Below are 23,713 nucleotides of genomic sequence, written 5' to 3'. Positions count from 1 at the left end.
TTTTAAAGTGTTGCAATGATTTCGCCAAAGACTGTGGAATGTTCAGAATGGAGGTTGCAAGCATGGGCTTGGACCATTTACAAGAGGAACAGCAGGCAACCGTGCTGAAGATTCGTAAGCGCGTCATTGAAGCCATTGGACGTAATATGGATCTTTACGGCGTTACGCTGTCGACGGGACACTTATATGGATTGCTATTTTTTGCAGACAAACCAATGACCCTTGACGATATGGGACGGGAAATGGAAATGAGCAAAACGAGTATGAGTACAGGTGTACGAACACTGCTGGATTTGAAAATGGTAAATAAAGTGTGGAGCAAGGGCTCCAGAAAAGACCTATATGAAGTGGAATATGACTGGCATCAGACGTTTACGGATTATTTTGCGATTAAATGGAGAAAAGCCGTGGAGAGTAACCTTCAGATTCTACGCAAATCAATTGAAGAACTGAATCGACTAGTCGAAGTTCTGGATGAAGAGGCGGATGCTGAACTTATCCACATCCTGATGGAAGACAAACACAAAGTTTTGCAAGCGGAAGCATATTACAAATGGTTGGATCGGTTGATTGATACCATGGAAAATGAAGAGATATACAAGCTTGTTCCGAAGGAAGAGATTAAGGAACATTCATAATTACATGCAAAGGGCCCTTTCCGTTATAGGAGAGGGCCCTTTGGCCTGTGCAATATCTTACTGAATTATTAATGAAGGAACACGATGAAAAAGATAATCTTGCCCATCGTATCGACCTATGTTCACATCTAATGTCCGATCAGACCTGCCTGAGGAAAGACTACAGACTGCTGAGTAATCTGTTCCAGTTCGTTCAGAATCTGCAACCGGCCACCCGGGGTCCAGCATAACCGTTGCCAGTTCGAAATATCGTGAACGTTACCATACAATACAGCAGGAGATCGATTCCATGATGCCGTTTGTTTCATGCGTCGGAACACCTTTTCACTGGCAGGTTGAAGCGAAGCACGATGAATTAACAGGTAATCCGTGTCCAGCACGGGAATACTATCCGCTACATACTCATTTCTGGAACTTTGGGGAGATACAAGCTGAGCAGGCTGAAGTCCCAATTCAGCATACAACAAGTGATTTAATGGATGCTCGCCAGTCCCTTTTAAGCGAATGGACTGATTCGTAACCTCCATCAGAGCCAACCGTTTTTGTCCGAAATAGGGTTGCAGGTTCAGGCTTGCTTCAAGCTTGCGAAACTCAAGTTCTTTGAAATTCAGCAACGCTTGTTTCTCACGTCCGACCAGTTCGGCTATGCGAATATGGTTCTCTTTCCAGTCCTCAGTAGACTCCAAGATGATGGTGGGTGCAATACTTTTCAGGCGATCGTAATAGGGCTTGTGGTAATAATCACCGATGATCAAGTCTGGCTTCGCCTGCCGAAGTTGATCGAATTGTCTGGTTAATCGGCGTTCTTGTTCATATTCATCCGATTCTCGGTCAAACACACCTTCACCTTCCAGCACAGCTACCGGGCGCAGTCCAAGCGAGGCCAAGTTCTCATGGAATCCCATAATGGATGCCGTAGCTACGCGAAGTTGATCTCTTTTCATATATACGCTGGGAGCAATCCCCAAGGTTTGTTTGAATTTGCGGCTAAAATAATACTCATTACCATACCCGACAGATACCGCGACGTCTTTGAGGATACAGGGTTCCTCTGTCAGCTGTTTTTTTGCTTCGTTTATACGTAAACGATTCAGGTAATCGGTCGGTGACATGCCTTTTGCCTTCTTGAAACTGCGTGAATAAGAGCTGGGGGTGAGTCCAGCAATCTTGGCAAGCTGATCCATGCTGATTCCTTCACTCATGTAACGTCGCATATGCATAATGCTACGTTCCAAGGCAGGGTCCACTTTCTCATGATTGGCTTCTAGCCTGTTCTCTGAGAGAAATTGCAACAGCTCATGCAGCTGGCTATGTATGCTGATAAAGTGATCCGGTTGAAGACCGCGATAGGTTTCATACAGTTGTTCCAAACGTAATACAGCCTGCTGCTCATGACGAACCAGCAACCTGCCTGTCTCCCAATCCAGCGGGAAGGCGGGTGATGAGGTCATTTTCCATTCACCGCGCACTTGCTGCAAACAAACCGTATCCATGCTTAGCAATATACATTCGGTAACGTTCGAGCGTGCAGCGGCCTCGATGGTTGTTCCTGGCTTCAGTACAAACAAGCTGCCCGCTTGCGCCGTATAGACTGTATCATTCAGGACCAGAACACCGTCTCCTTGCAAAATAAGACAGAGCATGGGCCGTGACACCGTCTTGCCTTGCACACGGAAATTCTCCCCACGACGCACACGGCACATGGAGGAGAGGAGCGGTAGAGATGAGGTTTCAGCAATGAAGGGAAACTGTTCAGTCATACGGACCATCCTTTTGTCTTATTTTTCTTAATGATAACAATTATCATTCTCATATGGAAGATGTTTTTGAAAAATAGTTTTCGACAACCAAAAAAGGACTACCAAGAGCCGTTATGGCTGCATGGTAATCCTTTTTGTTATGGACATGCCCGTTGAATGGGCTATACGCCTGAATCAACATGATATGTTAGTACGGTGTCACCAATAGAATATTGTCGAGGAAAACGTCACTCATAACTTTTTTCCCTGTTCCACCCGTTTGCACGTGATACAAGCGATATTGATCTTTGGCATTGATGTAGAAGAGGCCCGCAACATCATCTCTGATATGGAATGCATCCCATTCGTCCCCGGTAAGTTTCGTTACCTTGAGGGCTGTATTAACCGAATAGAGTCCGTTGTTGCCTGAGATGTATGCTGCCGTAGATGTACCATTGGTCAATTGATTCGCAACATACGTTACATTGTTCAGGTTCAGATTGGCAGACTTGGCCACTTTGTTGCCCGAGACCGTTTTGGCATAAGCCTTTTTGTCTGCATCAATAAGGATAACCTTGTCTGTACCGAGTGCACTTACTTCCCGGACGCTCTTGTTGTGAAGCTGAAGTGTTTTGTCTGAAGTTGTTAACGCAAACGCTTTGCCTTTGGCGTAATTGTAATCCTTATTGCTGTCGAGAACGATTCCTTTGTTATACACGTAAAGATTGTTTCCCCAACCACCGGAATATACAGCATTCACATCCAGTTTGGCTTTGGGATTAACAGCGGTCGCTTTACCAGTGTTGTAATTCACCTTATACATGACAACAGCATTGGTGGAGTAAAACTCCTCGTAGGGGTCTGTATTTACCATCAGTTGCAGTTCGTTTTTGGCTTGATTTGTAAAATAACGTCCTTCCACTGCGCCTGCGGCAATCCGCTGCACAGCTCCAGCACCGTTGGACGTTTTGGACACGATCCACGTGTTTCCATTAACCAACGCATTATAGTAGGTACGCCCTTTGGTTACCAAGAGGAATGGAAAATCAGTATCTGCTTTGTCAGCAATCTTGGTGACAGCTGAAGCGTCACTATTGCCATTCGCGCGATAAATGGTACCTGTAGCATCCAGATAATAGATGAATCCGTTATCCGTGTAATAGCTGAGTACATCTGTAGCAAATGTCTCTGCCGCATCGCTGGACCCGTCATTCGGAACCCGAAGCAAGGTTGTGGAAGAAGCAGTCTGCGTGTAGTAGAGATAAGAGCCTGCCGCGAGCAAGTCCACCCCTTGGAAATCAATTAATACTTCTGTTGTATTGTTGCCATCCGCCGATACTTTGTACAAAACTCCGTCGGACTCATAATACACTGTGGATTGGCTAAGTGAAGCTGCCTCGGCTGCGGTTCCACCTCCCAATGTCACTGCTGCAATGAGTGTAAATAACAGCAATGTACAGATGGTGCGTTGTACGTATGTATACCCTGTTTTCATTCGTTCATCGTCCCCTTCGTTCTTCTATATGTATGTCGTTAATTCCTTATGTTATATCGGTAAACTATGGAAGATATGTTAGCTCTCTCAAACATGAAAAAAAGAAGAGAATGAAATTGAATTTCATAGTTATTCAAACCTGAAATCGAATTGCGCATGATGCTGCCAATCCCGTCCCAAAGCATTCTCCGCCTGACTTGATCGTGATAACATAACACTCAACCAGAGCAGCGAAGAGAGCCAACTGACAAACAACCAACGACAGGAGCGAAACGATATGATGAATATAGCAACGATTGGTACAGGGTCCATTGTAGATGCCATTTTATCTGCGATCAATGAGCTGGAAGATGTTACGTGTACAGCGATGTACTCTCGGAAGAGAGAGACAGCACAGGAGCTTGCGGGTAAGTATGGGGTCGATACCATCTATACGGACCTGGAATCCCTATTTTCAGATACAAATGTAGATCTCGTATATATTGCTTCACCAAACAGCATGCACTATGAACAGGCCTATCAGGCACTTCAACATGGCAAACATGTCGTCTGTGAAAAACCGTTCACATCCACGCTTCAGGAAGCAGAAACGCTGATTGCACTTGCAAAAGAAAAGAATCTGTTGCTGTTTGAAGCCATCTCCAACATTCATCTGCCCAATATTAAAGTCATACAGGAGCAACTACCAAAGCTTGGTCCGATCAAACTCATCCAGTGTAACTACAGTCAATACTCGCGCAAATACAATGATCTGCTTGTAGGGGAAACGCCGAACGTATTCAATCCACATTTCTCTGGTGGCGCGCTAATGGATATCAATATTTATAATCTGCATCTGGTCATGAATCTGTTTGGCAGTCCGAATACCGTATCGTATACCGCGAACAAGCATGCAAACGGCATTGATACGTCAGGAGTAGTGGTTCTTAAGTATCCGGAGTTTATTGCGGAATGTGTAGGTGCCAAAGACACAAACAGCATGAACTTTGTGCTCATTCAGGGGGAGAAAGGTTATCTTCAGGTTGTGGGAGGAGCAAACGGTTGCCGGGAGATCAAGCTTCAGATCGGGAATGAGTCTGCAGAGGCATATAATGCGCAGACCAAATCCAATTGGCTGTACTATGAGTGGGAAGCGTTCAGGGACATCCATGCAAGTGGTGATCACAAACGGTGTTACGAACTGCTCGAACACAGCCAGTCTGTAATGAGTGTACTTATGAGTGCACGTAAGGATGCCGGGATTGTATTTACAGCAGACCAGTGTTAATCGTTAATACGTATCGCTAATGCTCCCCATGTACAACATGTCGAAAATGTAGAGTACCGAGACCATCGAAGACATTTTGGACAGTCTTAACTGTTCATTGTATCCGTAAGCCAGCAGCGTTTCATCACAATGTCTGGACAGGGTTGAATGGTTGTTGCCCGTGACCGCGATGACTTTCATCTGTTTGTTGCTGAGCACTTTAGCGGCTTCAATCATGGATTGATTCTCACCTGTGTGCGAGATAACAAAAGACAACGTCAGGCTGTTGGGATTCATCGTGTTCAAGTAATGCATGTTGGGACTATTATGAGCAATCGCAGATATGCCGAGTTCATTCCACTTGGCACAAGCCTGCTGAGCCAGATAATAATTCATATCACTGCCATAGATATCGATACGTCCGGATTCTTTGACCCAGTTCGCGATTCGTAGCAAAACAGGAGCATTTAACATCCGGCGCGTATCATCTAGCGCCTGCTGATACAGGTAAGGAACGGAGTCGATGGCAGCCAGCACGTTGCCTTGTTCTGCAATTGCATGATCCTGCGTCTGCAACGCGGAAGGTATCTGTTGATATTCAAGAGCAAGCTTGAGCTGAAAGTCTGGGTACCCCTTGGTACCCAGCTTTTTGCATAGGCGAACAATGGTGGAAGAGCTTGTATAGGTCTGCTGAGCTAGTTCATGGGCTGTAGAATCAAATACAACTTCGGGGTTGCTCAGGATATAGTCCACAATATGTTTCTCCTGTGCCGTTAATTGTGAAGCATATTTTAATTTTTGAAGTAGTTTGGATTCCATACAGTTGTTCCATTCCTCTCTAAAATCATCCCATAGCATATATCTCCACATCATAACCTGCACTTATTTATTTCTCAATCTGTATAGCGGAGCGACAGTGTAGTTTGTTGATTTTCGTCGCTACACTCCACATCATTCAGATCTGACTTTCCGCCAGTTGCTGACGACTATTCCACGACGTGACCAGACGAAGAAGAACCACACTTATGAGCAGGAGCACTGCTCCAATCATGACTAACATCCAAGGACCAATCAGCAGCATGCCACTGGCTTGACCAGCGACTAAGGCGATGAGGGGAAGGACAATTAATCCGCCGAGTTGATAGGCTTCCTGGAACCCACGGACCTTGGCCGAGATCAGGACGTTTAATAAAATGACCATAAGACTGCAAGCGGGAACAACCCACACGACAAGTATTATCCAGTTCAGATTGGGAAACATCAACGTTCCAAACATGGGGTACATCAGAATATTGGCAATGATTCCGTAGATCAGGAAAGTAACCCAGGATAATAGAATGGAAGGGATCAGGGCAGCTAGCACTTTACCTTTAAAAAGAGTGTCCATACTTATCGGTGTGAACAACAATCCTTCCAGCGTCTTACGTTCCTTCTCACCAGCGAAACTATTGGCCGTCAGAATACTGGAGGCCATTACCGGAATGATGAGAAACAAGGGAGCGAACATATACATGGCCAAGTAATAGACAATACGATGATTATCTGTAGGCATGGAAGCAAGCTGAGGAATCTGTCCACCATGGGTTAACGCATCCAATGATTCGAGTAGAAAGCTGATGTTGCCCAGAGAACGAAGTTCCATTCTGGAGGCCGCCCACAGAAGGGCGGAGGGCATGATGATTCCAATAATCAGTGGAACAATCAACATGGGCAACCAGAGCTGTATGCTGGCTGTGACGGACCGGATATCTTTACGTACCAGTGCACGTATGGCTTGGCGGTTATTCATGGTGGTGTGCCTCCCTTATGGCAAAATAGATACTTTCCAGATCACTGCCCGTGATGCGGGCCTGATAGACTTGACCATGCTGCGTTAATTGTCTTAGCAGTAATGGAATATCTTCACGCGATGTAAGCTGAAATACTGCTTGATGTGCGGAGATTATTTCAGGTGTAAAGTCGGTTGCCGTGTGCCATCCTTCTGGCATGTCGGCTTCTACTTCGAGCTTCGGAGTGGACAGGTACCGGCTAACAATCTCCTGTTCCGTGCCTTCCTCCACGATGCGCCCCTTTTCCATGAAAATATAATGATCACAGACGGCTGACAGTTGGGACAGCACATGGGATGAGACCAGGATTGTCATCTTTTCTTCCTTATTTAACTGACGGATAATGCGTAGCACCATCTGAATTCCATCCGGATCCAGGCCATTGGTGGGCTCATCCAGAAACAGGATGGAAGGACGGTGCAAGAGTACTCGTGCAAGGCCCAAGCGTTTCTTCATGCCTGTGCTATAGGTGCCGACTTTTCGATGCTGATAATCCTGCAACTCGAAGAGATTTACAAGCTCGTCGATTCGTTTCTTGGCATGCTTCAGGCCAAAAACATCTGCGAAGAAAGTCAGATTGTCACGCCCGCTCATATTTTCATATAATCCACTTTGCTCGGTAAGAGTGCCACACATGGCAAGTACTTTCTCTGCCTCACAAGCGGCGTCCAATCCGTTAATGGTTACCTGTCCACCGGAAGCGCCCAAGACCCCATTCATGATACGGATCAGTGTGGTTTTGCCCGAACCGTTGGGCCCAATCAACCCGGTGACACTGCCTTGTTTAACTGTAAAACTGACATCATGCAGTGCTTGATGCACTTTGAATTGCTTGGATATGTTGCGTACTTCGATCATGTATATTCACCGTCCGATCTGAGTTTGGAGATTATACGTGTGGTAGGCTGATATCGTTCAAATGGACGACAAAAAAGATCTATACCTCCTTCAATAGTCCCGAATGTAAGATGCACATTTACCCTGAAGTCTGTCTGAAATCGGGTCTCAGGTTTGTTTTCACTCTGCCTTGTAACATGTATCCTTATTTTAGGGTAGAACATCCGTTTCATTGCTATTCATAACGTGGTAATGGAAGATAAGGCCTTACGTCTCATGAATGCCTGAAATATGCATATAACGCCGGTCTTGGTTATTCAGGGCCGGCTTGACGTGATGTTTTGGCGTGCCTGTCACGGGGAACGTCTGTTTCTAACGATTACATAATGAATTCGTCTAACACATCCATATGAATACATCGTATGGGTACATATTGTGTTTGGACGTAGAGGAAGGTGAGTGAGTCATGACAGCATCCAATGAATATCGTTTTCAAGTGAACCTGAGCGGGATGATCCAGATTTTATCCAACCATCTATATAGCAGTCCTAAAGTGTTCTTGCGAGAACTGATGCAGAATGCGACGGATGCGATTACCGCACGAACGGAGTCGGAGCCAGGGTATCAGGGTGAAGTGCGTGTTGAACTGACGGGAACAGGTGAGCAATTGACCATGATGGTGGAGGACAACGGCATCGGCTTGACTGAAGCTGACATCCATGAATTCCTGGCCATGATTGGACAATCCTCGAAGAGGGGGCAGCAAGCGCTGCTGGATGGAGAGACGTCCTTTATCGGACGTTTCGGGATTGGGTTGTTATCCTGTTTCATGGTGAGTCATGAAATCGTCATGCTGACGCAATCCGCGAAGGGCGGCCCTTCGATGGAGTGGCGGGGCAAGCCGGATGGCACCTATACGATTCGACAGTTGGACACACAGCTGTCCCCGGGGACCAAAGTATATCTGCGTTGCACACCGGACGCGGCGCACTACTTTGAACCGGATTATGTGAAAGAAGCTCTGTTCTATTACGGAGCATTATTGCCGTATCCGGTCACGCTGTATCATGACGGCGCGCAACATGTGGTGAATAGCGAGACACCGATCTGGCTGATGGACCCTGCACTCGCACGTTCACGCAGAGCGGAGGTATTGGCATTTGGTGAACGTCTGCTTGGCGAGCAGTTCCAGGACTTCATTCCGTTGACGACAGCTTCAGGCCGTACCGGAGGTATTGCTTTTGTACTGCCACACGCAGTTAATCTGAATGCCAAGCGTTCTCACCGGGTTTACCTGAAGCGAATGCTGATTTCGGAGAAGGCTGAGAACATTTTGCCAGAGTGGGCTTTCTTCGTGAAATGTCTGATCTGGACAGATGAGCTTCAACCGACGGCATCACGGGAACATTTCTATGAAAATGAAAAATTGGAGGAAGTTCGCTCCGAACTCGGAGACGCACTTCGCAAGGGACTGGCCGATATGGCTGAGAGCCAGACGGAACGGCTTCAGAAGCTGATTCGCTTGCATGCTCTGTCCATGAAGGCACTAGCTGTGCAGGATCAAGCATTCTACGCGATGATTCATCGCTGGCTGCCATTTGAGAGCACGAGGGGTCACCGTGAACTTGGTGAGCTGATCGATGAAGGAGAGACGTTGTATTTCACGTCCTCTGTTGATGAGTACCGTCAGATTCATCATGTGGCATCCGCACAATCGATGCTGGTGATTAATGGTGGTTACATCTATGACAGCGAGTTGATGGCGACACTGCCAATGACCGTGCACAACGTACACACGGAGCGGTTACAGCCGGATCAGGTCTCGATGAGTTTCACCGATGTGCCACCCGCTGAACGCAATCAATATTATGATGCCTTGCGACTGGCCGATTCTGCTCTGCAGCGCTTCCGCTGTCGGGCTGAGGTGAAAGGTTTTAAGCCATCGGATCTGCCGGTGTTGTTCACGCTGTCTCAGGAATCCTCAACACTTCGTGCGCTTGAAAAAGCAAGCGAGGAGAGCACGGAATTGTTCTCGTCTGTTCTGGGTTCATTATCTTCTAACATGAGTTCAGCAGGGTACTCAACCTTGTATTTGAACGTGAGTAATCCGATCATTCAGCGGGTACTGACATCACCGGATGACCAGATGACACCGATTGCCATCGAAATGTTATACGTCAATGCACTGATGATGGGGCATTATGCCATGAGCAAGCAGGAGCTTGAAGTGTTAAATCAGGGCATTGTTCGTTTTATTGATTGGGGTTTACGTGCAAATACAGATCGTAAGGGGGAAGCCTGATGAAGACAGAGATGGATTTTGAAGAACTGATGGACGAAGCCTATGGTTTGCCCAATGGTCCGGCGAAGCTTGGTATGCTGGAGGAAGCGGCAAGAGTTGCCGATGTGAACGGCATGGAGGAAGAGGCATATGAAGCAAGATCGGAGATTGTGGAGACAGCAACATTCTGTGGTTATCCGATGAAAGCACTGATTGCTTTTTCCTGGCAGCTGGGCAAGTTCGACCAACAGCCCGAAGAATATGATGAAGAAACGTTAATGTGGTCGTACAAATGGATATTGGGCAAGATGCCCGACTTCCCGGAAATATCACGCGAGAAGATCCTAGAGCTGTTGGAGGATTTCGGACGGCGCTTCAAGTCCTACGGTTACAGCGAACGCTCCTACTGGTATTATCGGTTCCGGATCTTTATGGATTTTGGGGAGCTGGAGGAAGCGGGACGTAGTTATGATCGATTCAGAACGATGGATCGTGACTTTATGAGTGACTGCGAAGCCTGTGAGCAGGATGAGATTATGCGATATTTCTTGTTAAAAGGAGACGATGAGAAGGTGTTGGAGGCGGCACAGCCTATCCTTAAAGGGCGTATGAGCTGTGCAGAGATTCCGCATCTGACTTTGTCTGAAATTTTGATGCCGCTATATCGGTTGGGACGGACTGCGGAAGCAGATAAACATCAGATCAAGGGATATCGCCTGATTAAAGGCCAGAACGATTTTGTGCAGAGTTTTGCGGAGCAGATGGATTATCTCACACGTACAAATCCGGCAAAAGGCATTGATGTGCTGGAGGAAACACTGGTGTTCGCTGCTGATCATGAAGATCTTTACGCCAAAATGTTGTTTTATGCCAGAGCAGCATCGTTGCTTCGCCGCTGGGTGGAAGAATCTCCAGAATACCGATTGCGTCTGCCAGCGTCCTTCCCGTATGAAGGCGATCCGGGCGACCTGCTCAAGCTGGCCGATTACTTTGCGGAGCATGCTCAGACCGCTGCAGCTAAGTTTGATCAGCGCAACGGGAACCACCATGTATCTTCGTTGATCGAATAGAGAAGGATATAACTCAGTAACAGATCGCTATAATAAGTTATGAAAAGTAACGAAACAGGCTTGTTCAAGAAGGATCGTATCCTTCTGAACAAGCCTGTTTTTTTCTTGCATCATAAGCATGATCAATCTAATCGGTATGAAGATGTTTTATTTTTATTGTGCTGAAGTCACAGAAGGGACCGGCGCTGGTACAGGAACCGGCGCAGTTTCAGATGTCTCATCTGCAGGCTCAGCTCCTTCAGCAGGTTCTGCTTGTGGCTGCTGAGCAGCCATCAGTTCAGCGACGATTTGATCTGTTGGTTGGGTAAGCAGCGCATACATGATCGCAGCCTCTTCCTGACGAATCAGAGGTTTGCGGGAAAGGAAATCAACAGAACCATCCTCCATTACCTTCACCTCGGGGCCATGGATACCAAGCTTCGCCATCATCTGAATGGCTGGTACAGCCCATGCATCTGTGTGCCCCGCAAGTTTCACATCATTGAACAGTTCGCTAGGATATTGTAGTTGCATAATTCTCCACATCATGACCATTGCTTCCTGTCGGATAATCACTTGATCCGGCTTAAATTGCTGTTCGTCCGTGCCAGTAATCATACCCAACTCATATCCGAGTTGAATATATCCGGCTGCTGCATGATCTGCCCAGTCGGTGCCAGCAGGAGGCGTAGTTTTGCTGGGCTTCAATCCACTCAGTTTAAGGGTGTTCTCAATAAATTCAGCTCGTGTCACACCTGTTTTTGGTTGGAAAGACTTGTTGCCATCATTCTCATAATATCCAAGAGATTGTATGGCATAGATGGCTTCAGCATAAGGACTGTTCTCACGAACATCCCGGAAGCCCATAGGCTTTTGACCTTTTTTCTCATAACCCATAGGGTTGAGGTAAGGTTCTTTCATGTATGTGGTGCCATCTGCATATTCTTTGAATGCTGTGAATTGACCAGTCAATTCATCTTTGAAGAGATTATCTTCCACCTGAATCAGGTTGCGTTGACCTAGGAATACATCGTTAATGCTCAGTTGTCCTGGCTTATCCCCGCCACCTTTCAGGGAACTTACAATCGTGCTAAGTCGAAGATCGGCGTACAATCCGGTGAAGCGTTGCAGCTCGGCTGCGGATTGCGGCGTGTATTCCTTGAACTGTACAGGCTCTGCATATTGTGGGAAGAAGCTCTGAATGAATGCAGGGTAGAACAGATTACGAAGTGCTCCATTTTGATTATACGTCAGGAAAACGCCTGTATTTTTCTCGGGAATAAGGAAGAGATAAGAGCTGAATCCGGTCAGGTCGCCTCCTTTTGTAATAATACTTGGACTACTTCCTGCTCCGGGAAGCTGGAATGCAGCTTCGAATCCATACGTGGTGTTTGGTAACAGTGGATGAATGGAAGAACGGTACTGTTCCATGCTTTTCACTGTGGATTCCTTGAAAATTCGCTTGTTGTCCTTCACGCCATCATTCAGGAACGCAATCATGAACTTCCCGATGTCCTCAGCGGTAGACAACATGCCACCTTGAGGCATTGGTGTTGGAGAGATAGTGTACAGATCAAGCGGATTGTGTGCCGCATCATAGCCTGTGGCCAGCTGCTTTTGGAACTTTTTGTCCAGCATGAAACTGCTGTTATCCATTCCTAGCGGTTTGAAGATATGTTGTTGCATGTAGGATTCAAAGGGTTCGCCGCTTACATTTTCAACAATCATACCAAGCAGCAAAAACGAGAAATTATCGTACATATAGGCGCTACCAGGCTCGCGAACGACAGGAGGCATGTGTTGCTGTGCGTAATCCTCCATCGCTATGTACTTATCAAAATCAGTATGGATGTCTTCCTGTTGCGGATCACGGATCTCGAATCCGGTCGTGTGTGTGAGCAGGTTCTCCACAGTTACAGGTTTGTCAAAAGGATTATCAAATTCGAGCCCTTTCACATAGGTCTGAAAGTCAGCTTGCAGATCAACCTTGCCTTGCTCTACCAGCTGCATTACAGCTGCTGACGTGAACGTTTTGGAGACAGAGGCTACACGGAAAGCGGTATTTTTGGGATCGATCGCTGTTTTACTCTCCACATCGGAGAAGCCATATCCTTTTTCCGCCAGAACTTTGCCATCCTTCACAACAACAACGGAGGCTCCCACATAATGGGCTTTTGCCTCAGGTGAATCGAAGAATGAATCCAGAAATGCTGTAGCTGATTCGGTTGTCAGCGCTTTCGTCTTTCCTTGTTCAGCAGCTACTGGAGTTGCGGTCTCCGCCTGAACTGCGGGTACCCACAGACTGAGAGACAGAACCACTGCCATAAAAGCTCCTGTTAGGGAGGTGAACCTGAAACGGGTCTTTCGTTTGGATAAATGCATGCAAACACTCCTTTATGAAAATATTTACAAAATAGTTACCTAACCATGTATTACTGATTACTCGCACGATAGGTTTCACGATAATAGATTCCGATGTTGGCAATCCAGATCACAGAGAGCATTACAATCGGGAATGGAGCAAAGGTAAAGAGCATCGAATATAGAACCATAGAGACCATTCCAACACCAAGAAGTACATTCATCATCTGAAAAGAACGATAGGCTGCGCGATAGACAATCCATTTCTCGCCTTCATCCAGCTTCTCAAAATGATCTTTCTTCATATTGCGCGAGTTCAGATCCAGAGTGCGTTCAGGATAATAACGGTTGTATCGCTTCACAGTCAGAGTTTGCACGACCACGACGATGATAATAGAGATACACGAAGCAACAAAATTCAAGAGGTTGAACAGTTCTGGAGAATTCGGCATGGTTCGGTTGGATGCATACAAGGACAAGGCAAGTGCTGCCCAGGTAAACGTAAGAATAACGCTGAATCCGCTGAGGATCATCGCTTTTCCGAGGGAGCGCTCTGCGGGTGAGATGAGTGAATCGGAATCTCCATAAGCATCATCTTCCATGGGAGGGACAGATGGCGTGCGGGAGAGACTGAAGATGTTCCACACCGTCATAACTACCACAAGAGCCGCCAGGATTGCGAATAAAAGATCATAGTCATAATACACGGACAGCGTCCAGTTCAAGTCAGAAGGGAGTTTACTCACTCCGCTAGCGCCGAGAAAACCAACTACAGCGCCACCGGCTGCATACAAGGGAAGACGCAACCGCTTTTTAATGGACGAGGATGATGAATTTTTCATTTTAATCTCCACCTTTCAGTTCAAAGATTTTTTCGACAGGTTCACGAAATACATGTGCTATTTTTAGTGCCAGAACGACCGACGGAGAGTAATCTCCACGCTCAATCAGGGCAATGGTTTGACGGGATGCACCAATGAGTTTGGCCAGTTCTGCTTGGGATAGCCGGTCTCTGGCTCGTAACTCCCGAACGTGATTGTGTAATTCTTCCACTTGCTCACCTCCATGAACCTAATGTACATGATATTTGACTAAATGTAAACTATAATATACAAAATGTTAAAGATAATTTACTTTTGAACGTTGATCATGGACATGAAAAAGAGAGCCAGTTGGGCTCCCTAGGATGATTATTTTGTTGTCCGAAAAGTTGCCAGAAAAGTGAAATCAAGATGCATCTGCACACGGCAGATGTTGATTCTGTTCCTCTGCCTTCCGAAGTAACATTCGGAAAAAGATGAGCGCTCCAAGCCCCATCAGGATATACAGACCAGCCATCGCATAGGAGGGCAGAAAGGCTCCAATGGTTAACCCGAGACTGCCGAGAAGGGCAGCAGCGTTGTAACTCAACCCGTCAGCAGCCATATAGGCAGCACGGTCCGAATCTGGAATCATACCCGCGAGCATGACCTGACGAACAGGGGCATACATCAACTCTCCAATTGTTAGCAATATAGCGGATGAGATGAGTAACCAGGCCCAGTTGCTGAAAGCAAGTACGGTGAAACCTGCGGTGTAGAGGAGCATACCAACAGTCATAATAGATCGGGACTGGAAGCGACCTATCCATCTGGTGAATGGAATGGCAACCAAGGCAACCATTACGGTGTTGATGACCATGATCAGGCTGAACATATGCAGACCTGAGATATCTGAGCCGAGCAGTTGGGCGGTGAATTCATTTTTTAGACGAACAGCGATGTATTTATCCAATTGAAATTCCAGGGAGACTGCAAGTACAGTAGCCGTGAAAAATATCATGAAACGTTTGTCCTGAAAGACCGCCCAGTAGGTTTTCAATATGTTCCTCTGGATGGGAGCATCGCCATAACCTGATTCACGTTTATCCATTGTTTCACGAATCAGTAAGATCAAAATAAACAGGGTAGCTAGGCTTTCAAGGCATACCAGACTGAACAATAGGAAACGAAATGATTCGAAAAACAGCCCGCCCATCAGTGCACCAAAAGTTACAGCAACATTTGTTGTCCAATATTGCAACCCATATACATAATGACGTTCATGTTCACTGCTCACGTCGACAATCATGGCATTAGCAATCGGCACGGTGATCCCTGAACTGAGACTGCTGAGCAGAAACATGAGGCAAGTGACGATGATCGAATCCATCCACGGCGAATTGGCGATGGCCAAGCCGAGTAGAGCCATGACTTGGAGACTTTGTGCGATCACCATTAATTTTTTTCGTCCAATTCGGTCAGACCAATATCCTGCCCACAATCCCACAATCATGGAAGCCACAATATTGACCGTCAGCAATAACCCCGCCAAACCTGCGCCAATCTGAATACTCAGATAGATCGCCATGAATGGAATGATGGACTTTTGGGTCAGATCGGTGAAAAAATCAGTAATGATACGTATCCTGATGTTCGGGTGCAGATCGGCGTATTTCATAAATCGTTGTTCTTCCTTCCCACTGGTCATGTTGATGTTACTGAGTATAATGGAGGAAAACCTGAAGAAAAACTGTAGAAGCATCCGGATGGATTTCGTATTTTAGCAGAAGGTAGGGTAACTATGGACGTATCAGAACATTACATTCAACTGCGATTAAACTTTCCACATGTACATGATGAACAAGAAGTACTTACAACGGTAGGTGAACTTGCCGATCTTTTATGTTGTACCATGCGCAATATGAACCTCATTATGAACAAATTCAAGGAGAACGGATGGGTCAGGTGGAACCCGCAGCGCGGAAGAGGCAAAAAATCGATGCTGGTATTTTGTGTCCCGTTGCTTGAAGTGGCGCGTGAACGATTTGACCATCTCCTGGATGGGAACAGGATGGAGGACGCCTATGAACTGGCCGCCACCTTACCAATTACGATGAGAGAACATCTTATGCAGCAAATGCAGCATCAATTTGGTCTGCGTTCGAATGGAGGGGACAGAGGACGAGTGGATACATTGCGGATTCCACGGAATATCCCTTTTAAGACATTGGATCCCACGCAGACGGCCATGTGGGGAGAAGTTTTTATTGTTGCAGAGGTTTTTGATCGTTTGGTTCGTTATAATGCTGAACACCAGGTCTGTGAACCGAGTCTGGCTGTGGCATGGGAGAGTCATTCAGAGGGGAGCGAATGGACTTTTTATCTTCACAAAGGTATACCATTTCATCATGGCAGAATATTGGATTCAGAGGACGTGAAGTTTACCTTTGATCGCATTATCTCTGACAATAGTAACCCGTGCAGGCCTCTGTTTGGATCTATTGAGCGCATAGAGACGTTGGACGAATTGACTGTACGTTTTGTGTTAAACAAGCCTAACTTCATGTTCCCGGATCTGATGAGTAGTATGTCTGCATCGATCTTGCCGAGAGATGTGGAGATGAATCCGCTCCATCTGATTGGAACAGGACCTTATCGGTTGACGCGTCATGATTCCAAGCTGCTTGTGTTGGAAGTATTCCCTTCCTACTTCCAAGGCCGAGCCTATATTGACCGCGTTGAAATATGGCAACTTCCCCATTCTGGGAGGGTGGAGTCCGTCATCAAGCATAATATATTTCCGGATGCGGAGCCTCGTGCCGTGCAGCATGAGATGCAGGGTGGCATGTATATGACGTTTAATATGCAAAAGGAAGGGCCGCAGCATGATGTGAATTTTCGCCGGGCTGTTCAACAGCTATTGAATGCGCAGGAGTTGTCGCAAGCGCTCGGAAGCACGAACACGCAGGCTGCTTATAGTCTGATTCGAGGACGAGTACAGCAACCTTTAAAGGTGGGTTCAGATCAAGGGGAGCCATGGAAACAGCAATCGGAACAAATAGAATGTTCGGTCACACCTGTACCTGACCTTTCCGTGGAGACCTCACTGGCGCGGGCCTCAGCATTATTGCGTCATAGCTCTTATCAAGGGCAGAGTTTAAGTCTGTGGGTGGAAGAAGGCGAGAAGATGGAGGCAGATATGGTCTGGTTTGCAGAGAGATGTAAACAGATTGGCCTGCATATCAACATTATGCCGGGAGATCCGGTCCACGCAGTCTATCAAGATGGGTTTGGGGATTGTGATCTGATCTATACGGGAGAAGTATTCAATGATCATGTCGTGCTGAGTCTCGTGACGATGTACACCTTCCAGAATACGTTATTCCTGATTGCGATGAATGATTACTGGAGACATGAACTGGAACAGGAATGTGGACGAGTGGTCATGATCCAGGAAGCTGCGGAGCGGTTGAATAGATTGATTCGGCTAGAAGATCGACTGATTCAGGAGGCATTGCTTCTGCCCACATACAGCTTCAAGGAAGAACACGCCCATCATGATTCACTGAGAGATTATCGTCTTGCGGGGTATGGTCTGCCTGATCTGCGCAGATTGTGGGTGAAGAGAAGCCCTGGGGCCGCTGAAGAGAATACGAGTTATCCGGTGTATATTCCGTTGTGGTAGGATTAGCTGCCACAACGGAAATGAATCAGGCGTTTTCTATATAAATTGAACTAAACATTTATACAAAATGGAGAGGACAGAAATAACCTGAGGAAGCAGAGCGTTCGCCTTTATCCCCGGATTTTCACTTTATGAAAAGAAATCAAAAAAATCTGGGGATAACAGCGATCAGAAGGTTGTTCTGTCATCGGAGTGACCAGTGTAAATATATTCATTAGTTCAATTTATATAGTTTCAGATCATTTACGAAACCCTGATGAATTCAATAGGCTTTGTACCCGGTTCAAGCAACAAAGGAATGGAGATGGATTGAGCAACTTCTGAAGATTCATTGAGGGTAAATGTATACGTGATCTTCAGACCGAATAACACAAATTCGACGGAAAACGTATCTTTCCCGGTGTATTCCATGGGCATTTCAATGGCGTTAAAGGTTGCTTGCAACCCGTCCGTTGTCTCTTGAATCGACATCTCGCCATAACCAGGATGCGTGTAAATACCCGCATAAGCGGTGTAAGGGCGATCACAAGGTATGATGTGAGGTTCTTCAATATTTTCCTCAACGGCAGTGTCTGCTTGAATAGGCACTTCCAGAGGATTCTCCGGATCAGCCTCCGTTTCTGTTGATTCTTTCCCCATTAATTTTCTCAATTTGAAACTCCAATTGACGGGTTCTAATCCAAGCAGTCGGTCCATGATACGAAAAGCAACCGTATAGGGAATTATACTTCCGTTGGTATTACTCAGAACCACGATTCCAATCTGTTCCTCTGGCAAAAAGGCAACTTGTGATGCAAAGCCATCAATAGCCCCACCATGATGAATCATGGCATGTCCACGATAAGGCTCAATCATCCAACCCAGACCATATGTACTCATAGGCAGTTCTTGGCTTATAAACGGCGAATCACTGGGCATCTGAGGACTATGCATAATCTTCATCTGTTCCTTAGATATCAATGACGTTCCTTCCCATTGACCTTGATGCAACTGGAATTGAAGCCATGCAATCATATCGATTAGATTGCTGTTAATGGAACCAGCAGGTCCTATGGCATCAATGGCTCGAAAAGGTATTCTCGTATTCTGACCATCCTTCTCCATATAAGGGTAAGCATAGTCAGGCTGAAGTTGCATTTTTTCAACAGAGAACAGACTTGAGTTCATACCCAGCGGATTAAATAGAGTCTTCTGAACCATCTGCTCCCACGAAGTTTCATTGAGCTGTCCAACCAGATAACCTGCCGTCATGTACATCAGGTTCTGATACTGCCATTTGTTTCGGAAATCCTGATTTGGCTCCAGATACTGTAATGTTCGAACAAGTTCTTCTCTTGTACGCGGGGAGTTGTACCATACCAACTCATGCCTTGGAAGACCCGAACGATGACACAGCATGTCGCGAATAGTTATACGTTCTGTTGCGACCGGATCAAACATCTGGAAGTCTTTCATATACGACTTCACAGGGGTATCCCAGTCCAGTATCCCCTGATCCACAAGCAGAGCAGCAGTTGCTGCGGTAAAGGCTTTGGTACTTGAACCGATGGCAAACAACGTATTAGGGGTAACTTCAAGTTTGGACTCCAGGTCACGATAACCGTAGCCTTTTTGCCAGACGACTTCATCCTTATGGACCACCGCCACCGCTGTGCCGACACCATTCCATAATTGAAGCTGCTCGTCGATGAATTCATCCAGTCCTTCCAGTGATGTGCGAAGCTTTGTTGTCGTCATACCTTTTCCTCCTAATATTCAATAAAAAGAATAATCTCCTACAATTCACTATGCCTTTTCTGGATAAAGTTAACATCCTCCCTGAGACTGATTTTGCGTAGCAATGCCGTATTAACGGACTTCACCGATTGCTTGTCAAACTAGTCCGCATATATCGAACAAGTCCCTCATAACATGTACTAATCAAGTAGGGGTTCTGCTGCAAGCACAATCCTGAAGTGAAAACATGTGCTAAAGGGGATGATGTCATGCGCCGAATATCATGGATGCTTGCCATGGTATTGGTCTTATCGGCCTTACTTGCCGCCTGCGGGAAGAAGGATGCGGCAGCTGTGGTCAAAGATCTGAACGAAGTCGTAGGAGAGATGGAAAGTTACCAGGGGGCAGGCGTGATGACGCTGCATACCGGAGATACGCCGCAGCAGTACAAGGTCGAGGTATGGCATCAGAAGCCTTCCTATTATCGTATTGCGTTAACGAATGCAAAAAAGGATGTAACGCAGATTGTACTGCGTAACGATGAAGGCGTGTTTGTTTTGACACCGAGCCAGAACAAAAGCTTCCGTTTTCAGAGCAATTGGCCAGATAATCAAGGACAGGTATATCTCTATGAAACATTGATTCGGAGCATTACGGGGGATACAACCCGTCAGTTTGCGGATGAGAAGGAGAGCTATGTTTTTGATGTAGCTGCCAATTATAATACACATGCACTCGTCAGACAGAAGATCTGGCTGAACAAAAGTGATTACGCACCGAAACAGGTTGAGGTATCCGACTCCAATGCCAATGTGGTCGTGGATGTGAAGTTTGATTCCTTCAAATTTGGTGCTGCATTTGAGAAAGACGCCTTTGACATGCAACGTAACATGACAGCAGCTACAAAAGAGGGCGGCCAAACAGGAACGGATTCTGGTGTAACTCCTGCGGAGCAAACAGGTGAGGGCGGTAAAGAACCTGCCAATCCTCAGACTGCGCCTGAACCTGATGGAGCCGTTACTGATGGACAGTCGGGTGTAGGTGGTGACACAGAGCAGCAAGGCACAGAAGGTGCTGCAACAGGTCAGGAAGGCGAAGAGCCGACACTTGCAGAACCGGAAGGGGCAGACAGCTTCGGCGTGATTCAGCCGACCTATGCGCCGGAAGGCGTGCAGCTCAAGGACGATCAGATTCTGGAAGAAGCGGGAGACTATTCGGTTATGCTTCGTTATGAAGGAACGTATAATTACACGATATTCGAAGCCAGACCACAGGATCGAGCTGTATCACTTGCTCCATCCAGTGTAGTAGATCTTGGATTCACACTGGGGATGATCAGCGGAGATGCATTGAAGACTCTGACATGGATGACAGATGGCATAGAATATCGGATCACCAGTGCCGACCTGCCTCAGAACGAAATGGTACGCATTGCAACATCGATGCAGGAAGAGTCAGGCAAATGATTTTTGAACAAATGAACGAATAGTAGCATAAACATAAGGAATGCTAAGAAGCATCGGAGACCTGTTCTCCGGTGCTTTGCTTTGATGTAAGAAAGGTATTCATTTAGCGCTGTTTTTCTTACCCGATACACTCAATAAAGCAAAATGCGCTTCTACGCAGAGGGAACCGGGTAAATAATCGATATAAGCAGATTTTGCTTGGGTGAAAAGTGGGATTTTGCCCTGCTAATCTCGCTTATCGGTCTTCTTCTGTGTTCGCATTTGTTCTTCAAAAGGCGCACCTTACAGCTGTTTTTGGATGCGAAACTTCGGTTCATTTGACAGTCACATGCTGGAGCATTACGATGGAGTCTGACGTGAGCCGGATTAAGATGATTAGAGAAGGTGACTTAACGTGCAAGGACAATATCGGCCGACCCAAGCGGAGATCAATTTGGATCATTTGTGTACTAACGTAGAAGCTTTCCGCGAGGCATTGCCTCAGGGCATGAAATTCCTCGCCTGTGTGAAGGCCAATGCCTATGGACATGGAGCGGTGGAGACGGCTAGGGAACTGGAACGAGTGGGTGTGGATTACTTAAGTGTGGCTTTTCTTGACGAAGCTCTAGAACTGCGACAACATGGGATTACGATTCCAATCCTGGTACTGGGATATACGCCGCCTGAAGGGATCGCTGTTGCATGGCAACATGATGTGACCGTCACACTGTTCAGCAGGGAAGTGCTTGACGCCATTCGACATCTGGATGCGAGCACATTCGCTAACCAACTGAAGGTTCATATTAAAATCGACAGCGGCATGGGCCGATTAGGTCTGTTGCCTGGCGATGAGGCATTGGCTTTCATTCAGGAAGTAGCTTCGCTCAATCAGGTGATGCTGGAAGGTATGTTTACCCATTTTGCCAGAGCAGATGAAGAAGACAAAACCTATACACTGGAGCAGTATAGACGGTTCCAAAGCGTAGTTCATGCGCTCAGGGATCAGGGATGTTCCATCCCGATTATACATACGGCGAACAGCGCCGCTGCCATTGATACACCGGAATTGTCCTATGACATGGTACGTGTGGGAATAAGCCTGTACGGACTGTATCCTTCGGCTGAGGTGAATCATCAGGTGGTGAAGCTGTCCCCGGTATTGACGCTGAAGACAAAAGCGGTTCTGGTCAAAACACTGCCACCCCATTGGGGGATCAGTTACGGAACCCGTTATTTTACGCAAGGTTACGAACGAATAGCGACCCTGCCGATCGGATATGCAGACGGATTCTCCAGAATGCTGACAGGTAAAGCAGAAGTGCTTGTACGCGGACGCCGCGTCCCTGTCGTCGGTACAATCTGCATGGATCAGTGTATGGTGTCGTTACAATCTTTCGCGGAAGAGGCGGAAGAAATTCAAGTCGGCGAAGAGGTTGTCCTCATCGGTCATCAGTCTGGTGGCGTAATAACCGCAGACGAGGTGGCATCTCAGCTCGGTACGATTGCTTATGAAGTGATCTGCATGATGGCGCACCGCATTCCGCGGGTATATACCCGCGGGGGAGCAGTAGTCGCCAGAATCAATCCACTTTTGACATCCTGACAGGTAAACTGGACGTCATTCCCAATAAACTTTTTTTCAGAACAGAAGGAAAACTGTCGGAGCATCTCGAATTATGTATGACGGTAAGGATTTAATTCCTGAATTGAGATGTTTGGTCTGTACGAATATTGTTCCCCGTGTTTATAATGGAGTACAGCATACTTGATATACTCGGGGCATATATATTCCTTTGTATAAAAGTTCTGGAAAAACGTAATACTGGTTCACAATGGCGAAAGGTTTGTGGGGGTGGAAGAAAGGTGGCCAACTTGCAGAACACCAAGCGGATCATGATCAGTTTACCTGATTATCTTTTGCAGGAAGTGGATGGCATCGTAGCGCTGGAGAATTCCAACCGCAGCGAATTGATTAGGCAGGCTATGAAGCTGTATTTAACGGAGCGTAAGAAACGTTACATCCGTGAAACGATGCAGCGAGGGTACATGGAGATGGCAAAAATTAATCTGACCATGGCATCCGAAGCCTTTCATGCGGAGGAAGATGCGGACAGCACTCTGGACCGCTTAGTTAGCGGGGTGTAGACATTGATCGTAAAACGTGGTGACGTTTTTTTTGCGGATCTTTCTCCCGTTGTCGGTTCCGAGCAAGGTGGAGTCAGGCCGGTTCTGGTGATCCAGAATGATATCGGCAACCGGTTCAGTCCAACTTGTATTGTGGCGGCTATCACCGCCCAAATCCAGAAGGCAAAGCTGCCAACGCATGTTGAAATTGATGCGGCGGCACACGGCTTTGACCGGGACTCGGTTATTTTGCTCGAACAAATACGGACGATTGATAAACAGAGGCTGACTGACAAGATTACCCATCTGGACGAGGAGACCATGAAATTGGTCAACGAAGCCTTACAGATCAGCCTTGGTTTAATCGATTTTTAAGGCAGCAACCAGCGTCTTGTACGTTGCACTGCCGTCCGTTGGCAATGGATGTTCCCGTAAGGGAACACACTGAATTCAGAATGTAACCAAAAG

At 46.6% G+C, this 23,713-nt stretch carries 19 protein-coding genes; 9 read left to right on the top strand and 10 right to left on the bottom strand.

What is annotated here, in order from left to right; all coding sequences use genetic code 11:
• Positions 1 to 62 precede the first annotated feature (62 nt).
• The gene (locus MHI01_RS11790) at positions 63 to 638 is read left to right on the top strand and encodes a GbsR/MarR family transcriptional regulator (RefSeq protein ID WP_282319080.1); all 576 of its coding nucleotides are present in this window, start codon (positions 63 to 65) and stop codon (positions 636 to 638) included.
• A gap of 128 nt (positions 639 to 766) precedes the next feature.
• Here MHI01_RS11790 and MHI01_RS11785 read toward each other — a convergent pair whose 3' ends face one another.
• Together MHI01_RS11785 and MHI01_RS11780 are read right to left on the bottom strand one after the other, a co-directional pair.
• Positions 767 to 2,398 carry a helix-turn-helix domain-containing protein gene (locus tag MHI01_RS11785; protein ID WP_340983183.1) on the bottom strand — a complete coding sequence of 544 codons (1,632 nt, stop codon included), beginning with the start codon at positions 2,396 to 2,398 and terminating at the stop codon, positions 767 to 769.
• Positions 2,399 to 2,585: 187 nt separating this feature from the next.
• Positions 2,586 to 3,872, bottom strand: a complete 1,287-nt coding sequence (locus MHI01_RS11780) for a DUF5050 domain-containing protein (RefSeq protein ID WP_340983182.1) — start codon at positions 3,870 to 3,872, stop codon at positions 2,586 to 2,588.
• A 280-nt stretch (positions 3,873 to 4,152) separates the two neighbouring features.
• On the opposite strand from MHI01_RS11780, the gene MHI01_RS11775 reads away from it, so the two are divergent.
• Entirely contained in the window at positions 4,153 to 5,139 is a 987-nt protein-coding gene (locus MHI01_RS11775; protein WP_340984850.1) for a Gfo/Idh/MocA family protein, read from the top strand.
• 3 nt (positions 5,140 to 5,142) lie between these two features.
• On the opposite strand, the gene MHI01_RS11770 is transcribed toward MHI01_RS11775, so the two are convergent.
• The 3 genes from MHI01_RS11770 to MHI01_RS11760 all read right to left on the bottom strand — a co-directional run bounded on the left by MHI01_RS11770 (position 5,143) and on the right by MHI01_RS11760 (position 7,805).
• The gene (locus MHI01_RS11770) at positions 5,143 to 5,937 is read right to left on the bottom strand and encodes a MurR/RpiR family transcriptional regulator (RefSeq protein WP_253506362.1); all 795 of its coding nucleotides are present in this window, start codon (positions 5,935 to 5,937) and stop codon (positions 5,143 to 5,145) included.
• Positions 5,938 to 6,073: 136 nt separating this feature from the next.
• Positions 6,074 to 6,907, bottom strand: a complete 834-nt coding sequence (locus MHI01_RS11765) for an ABC transporter permease subunit (protein ID WP_047842007.1) — start codon at positions 6,905 to 6,907, stop codon at positions 6,074 to 6,076.
• Positions 6,900 to 7,805, bottom strand: a complete 906-nt coding sequence (locus MHI01_RS11760; protein WP_076319097.1) for an ABC transporter ATP-binding protein — start codon at positions 7,803 to 7,805, stop codon at positions 6,900 to 6,902. Before MHI01_RS11760 ends, MHI01_RS11765 begins: the two co-directional genes overlap by 8 nt.
• Before the next feature lie 445 nt (positions 7,806 to 8,250).
• On the opposite strand from MHI01_RS11760, the gene MHI01_RS11755 reads away from it, so the two are divergent.
• Both MHI01_RS11755 and MHI01_RS11750 read left to right on the top strand, forming a co-directional pair.
• On the top strand, positions 8,251 to 10,086 hold the full coding sequence (locus tag MHI01_RS11755) for an HSP90 family protein (RefSeq protein WP_340983181.1): 1,836 nt from the start codon (positions 8,251 to 8,253) through the stop codon (positions 10,084 to 10,086).
• A complete protein-coding gene (locus tag MHI01_RS11750) occupies positions 10,086 to 11,135 on the top strand; it encodes a hypothetical protein (RefSeq protein WP_340983180.1) in 1,050 nt (349 codons plus the stop codon). Before MHI01_RS11755 ends, MHI01_RS11750 begins: the two co-directional genes overlap by 1 nt.
• A 153-nt stretch (positions 11,136 to 11,288) precedes the next feature.
• Here the strand turns inward: MHI01_RS11750 and MHI01_RS11745 are convergent, their stop codons facing one another.
• From MHI01_RS11745 to MHI01_RS11730, 4 genes are all read right to left on the bottom strand, one after another.
• Entirely contained in the window at positions 11,289 to 13,496 is a 2,208-nt protein-coding gene (locus tag MHI01_RS11745; RefSeq protein ID WP_340983179.1) for a serine hydrolase, read from the bottom strand.
• 50 nt (positions 13,497 to 13,546) lie between these two features.
• Positions 13,547 to 14,317, bottom strand: coding sequence for a DUF3169 family protein (locus MHI01_RS11740; protein ID WP_076251515.1), 771 nt, complete (start codon positions 14,315 to 14,317; stop codon positions 13,547 to 13,549).
• A gap of 1 nt (position 14,318) precedes the next feature.
• A complete protein-coding gene (locus MHI01_RS11735) occupies positions 14,319 to 14,528 on the bottom strand; it encodes a helix-turn-helix transcriptional regulator (protein WP_017690042.1) in 210 nt (69 codons plus the stop codon).
• Between the two features lie 174 nt (positions 14,529 to 14,702).
• Positions 14,703 to 15,953, bottom strand: a complete 1,251-nt coding sequence (locus MHI01_RS11730) for an MDR family MFS transporter (protein WP_340983178.1) — start codon at positions 15,951 to 15,953, stop codon at positions 14,703 to 14,705.
• 123 nt (positions 15,954 to 16,076) lie between these two features.
• On the opposite strand from MHI01_RS11730, the gene MHI01_RS11725 reads away from it, so the two are divergent.
• Complete coding sequence (locus tag MHI01_RS11725) at positions 16,077 to 17,960, top strand: ABC transporter substrate-binding protein (RefSeq protein WP_340983177.1); 1,884 nt, start codon at positions 16,077 to 16,079, stop codon at positions 17,958 to 17,960.
• A 243-nt stretch (positions 17,961 to 18,203) separates the two neighbouring features.
• Here the strand turns inward: MHI01_RS11725 and MHI01_RS11720 are convergent, their stop codons facing one another.
• Positions 18,204 to 19,697 (bottom strand): serine hydrolase, encoded by a 1,494-nt coding sequence (locus MHI01_RS11720; RefSeq protein WP_127551309.1) that lies wholly within the window; start codon positions 19,695 to 19,697, stop codon positions 18,204 to 18,206.
• A gap of 248 nt (positions 19,698 to 19,945) precedes the next feature.
• On the opposite strand from MHI01_RS11720, the gene MHI01_RS11715 reads away from it, so the two are divergent.
• The 4 genes from MHI01_RS11715 to MHI01_RS11700 all read left to right on the top strand — a co-directional run bounded on the left by MHI01_RS11715 (position 19,946) and on the right by MHI01_RS11700 (position 23,620).
• On the top strand, positions 19,946 to 21,142 hold the full coding sequence (locus MHI01_RS11715; protein ID WP_076319104.1) for an outer membrane lipoprotein-sorting protein: 1,197 nt from the start codon (positions 19,946 to 19,948) through the stop codon (positions 21,140 to 21,142).
• 394 nt (positions 21,143 to 21,536) lie between these two features.
• Entirely contained in the window at positions 21,537 to 22,724 is a 1,188-nt protein-coding gene (gene alr / locus MHI01_RS11710) for an alanine racemase (protein WP_127551307.1), read from the top strand.
• 260 nt (positions 22,725 to 22,984) lie between these two features.
• Entirely contained in the window at positions 22,985 to 23,266 is a 282-nt protein-coding gene (locus MHI01_RS11705) for a CopG family ribbon-helix-helix protein (RefSeq protein WP_017690037.1), read from the top strand.
• A gap of 3 nt (positions 23,267 to 23,269) precedes the next feature.
• Positions 23,270 to 23,620 (top strand): type II toxin-antitoxin system PemK/MazF family toxin, encoded by a 351-nt coding sequence (locus tag MHI01_RS11700; protein WP_024630714.1) that lies wholly within the window; start codon positions 23,270 to 23,272, stop codon positions 23,618 to 23,620.
• The last annotated feature ends 93 nt before the right edge of the window (positions 23,621 to 23,713 follow it).

It is taken from the genome of Paenibacillus sp. FSL M7-0656 (assembly GCF_038003225.1).
GTDB lineage: Bacteria > Bacillota > Bacilli > Paenibacillales > Paenibacillaceae > Paenibacillus > Paenibacillus amylolyticus.
Note: the sequence above shows the minus strand (reverse complement) of the source record. Positions and strands in the feature narration are given on the sequence as shown.

Excerpts from the sequence above, each read along its gene's own strand:
- MHI01_RS11730 (WP_340983178.1), bottom strand. The coding sequence starts at position 15,953 with ATGAAATACGCCGATCTGCACCCGAACATCAGGATACGTATCATTACT.
- MHI01_RS11785 (WP_340983183.1), bottom strand. The coding sequence starts at position 2,398 with ATGACTGAACAGTTTCCCTTCATTGCTGAAACCTCATCTCTACCGCTC.
- MHI01_RS11725 (WP_340983177.1), top strand. The coding sequence starts at position 16,077 with ATGGACGTATCAGAACATTACATTCAACTGCGATTAAACTTTCCACAT.
- MHI01_RS11740 (WP_076251515.1), bottom strand. The coding sequence starts at position 14,317 with ATGAAAAATTCATCATCCTCGTCCATTAAAAAGCGGTTGCGTCTTCCC.
- MHI01_RS11780 (WP_340983182.1), bottom strand. The coding sequence starts at position 3,872 with ATGAAAACAGGGTATACATACGTACAACGCACCATCTGTACATTGCTG.
- MHI01_RS11760 (WP_076319097.1), bottom strand. The coding sequence starts at position 7,805 with ATGATCGAAGTACGCAACATATCCAAGCAATTCAAAGTGCATCAAGCA.
- MHI01_RS11750 (WP_340983180.1), top strand. The coding sequence starts at position 10,086 with ATGAAGACAGAGATGGATTTTGAAGAACTGATGGACGAAGCCTATGGT.
- MHI01_RS11790 (WP_282319080.1), top strand. The coding sequence starts at position 63 with ATGGGCTTGGACCATTTACAAGAGGAACAGCAGGCAACCGTGCTGAAG.
- MHI01_RS11715 (WP_076319104.1), top strand. The coding sequence starts at position 19,946 with ATGCGCCGAATATCATGGATGCTTGCCATGGTATTGGTCTTATCGGCC.
- MHI01_RS11755 (WP_340983181.1), top strand. The coding sequence starts at position 8,251 with ATGACAGCATCCAATGAATATCGTTTTCAAGTGAACCTGAGCGGGATG.
- MHI01_RS11770 (WP_253506362.1), bottom strand. The coding sequence starts at position 5,937 with ATGGAATCCAAACTACTTCAAAAATTAAAATATGCTTCACAATTAACG.
- MHI01_RS11775 (WP_340984850.1), top strand. The coding sequence starts at position 4,153 with ATGAATATAGCAACGATTGGTACAGGGTCCATTGTAGATGCCATTTTA.
- MHI01_RS11720 (WP_127551309.1), bottom strand. The coding sequence starts at position 19,697 with ATGACGACAACAAAGCTTCGCACATCACTGGAAGGACTGGATGAATTC.
- MHI01_RS11745 (WP_340983179.1), bottom strand. The coding sequence starts at position 13,496 with ATGCATTTATCCAAACGAAAGACCCGTTTCAGGTTCACCTCCCTAACA.
- MHI01_RS11765 (WP_047842007.1), bottom strand. The coding sequence starts at position 6,907 with ATGAATAACCGCCAAGCCATACGTGCACTGGTACGTAAAGATATCCGG.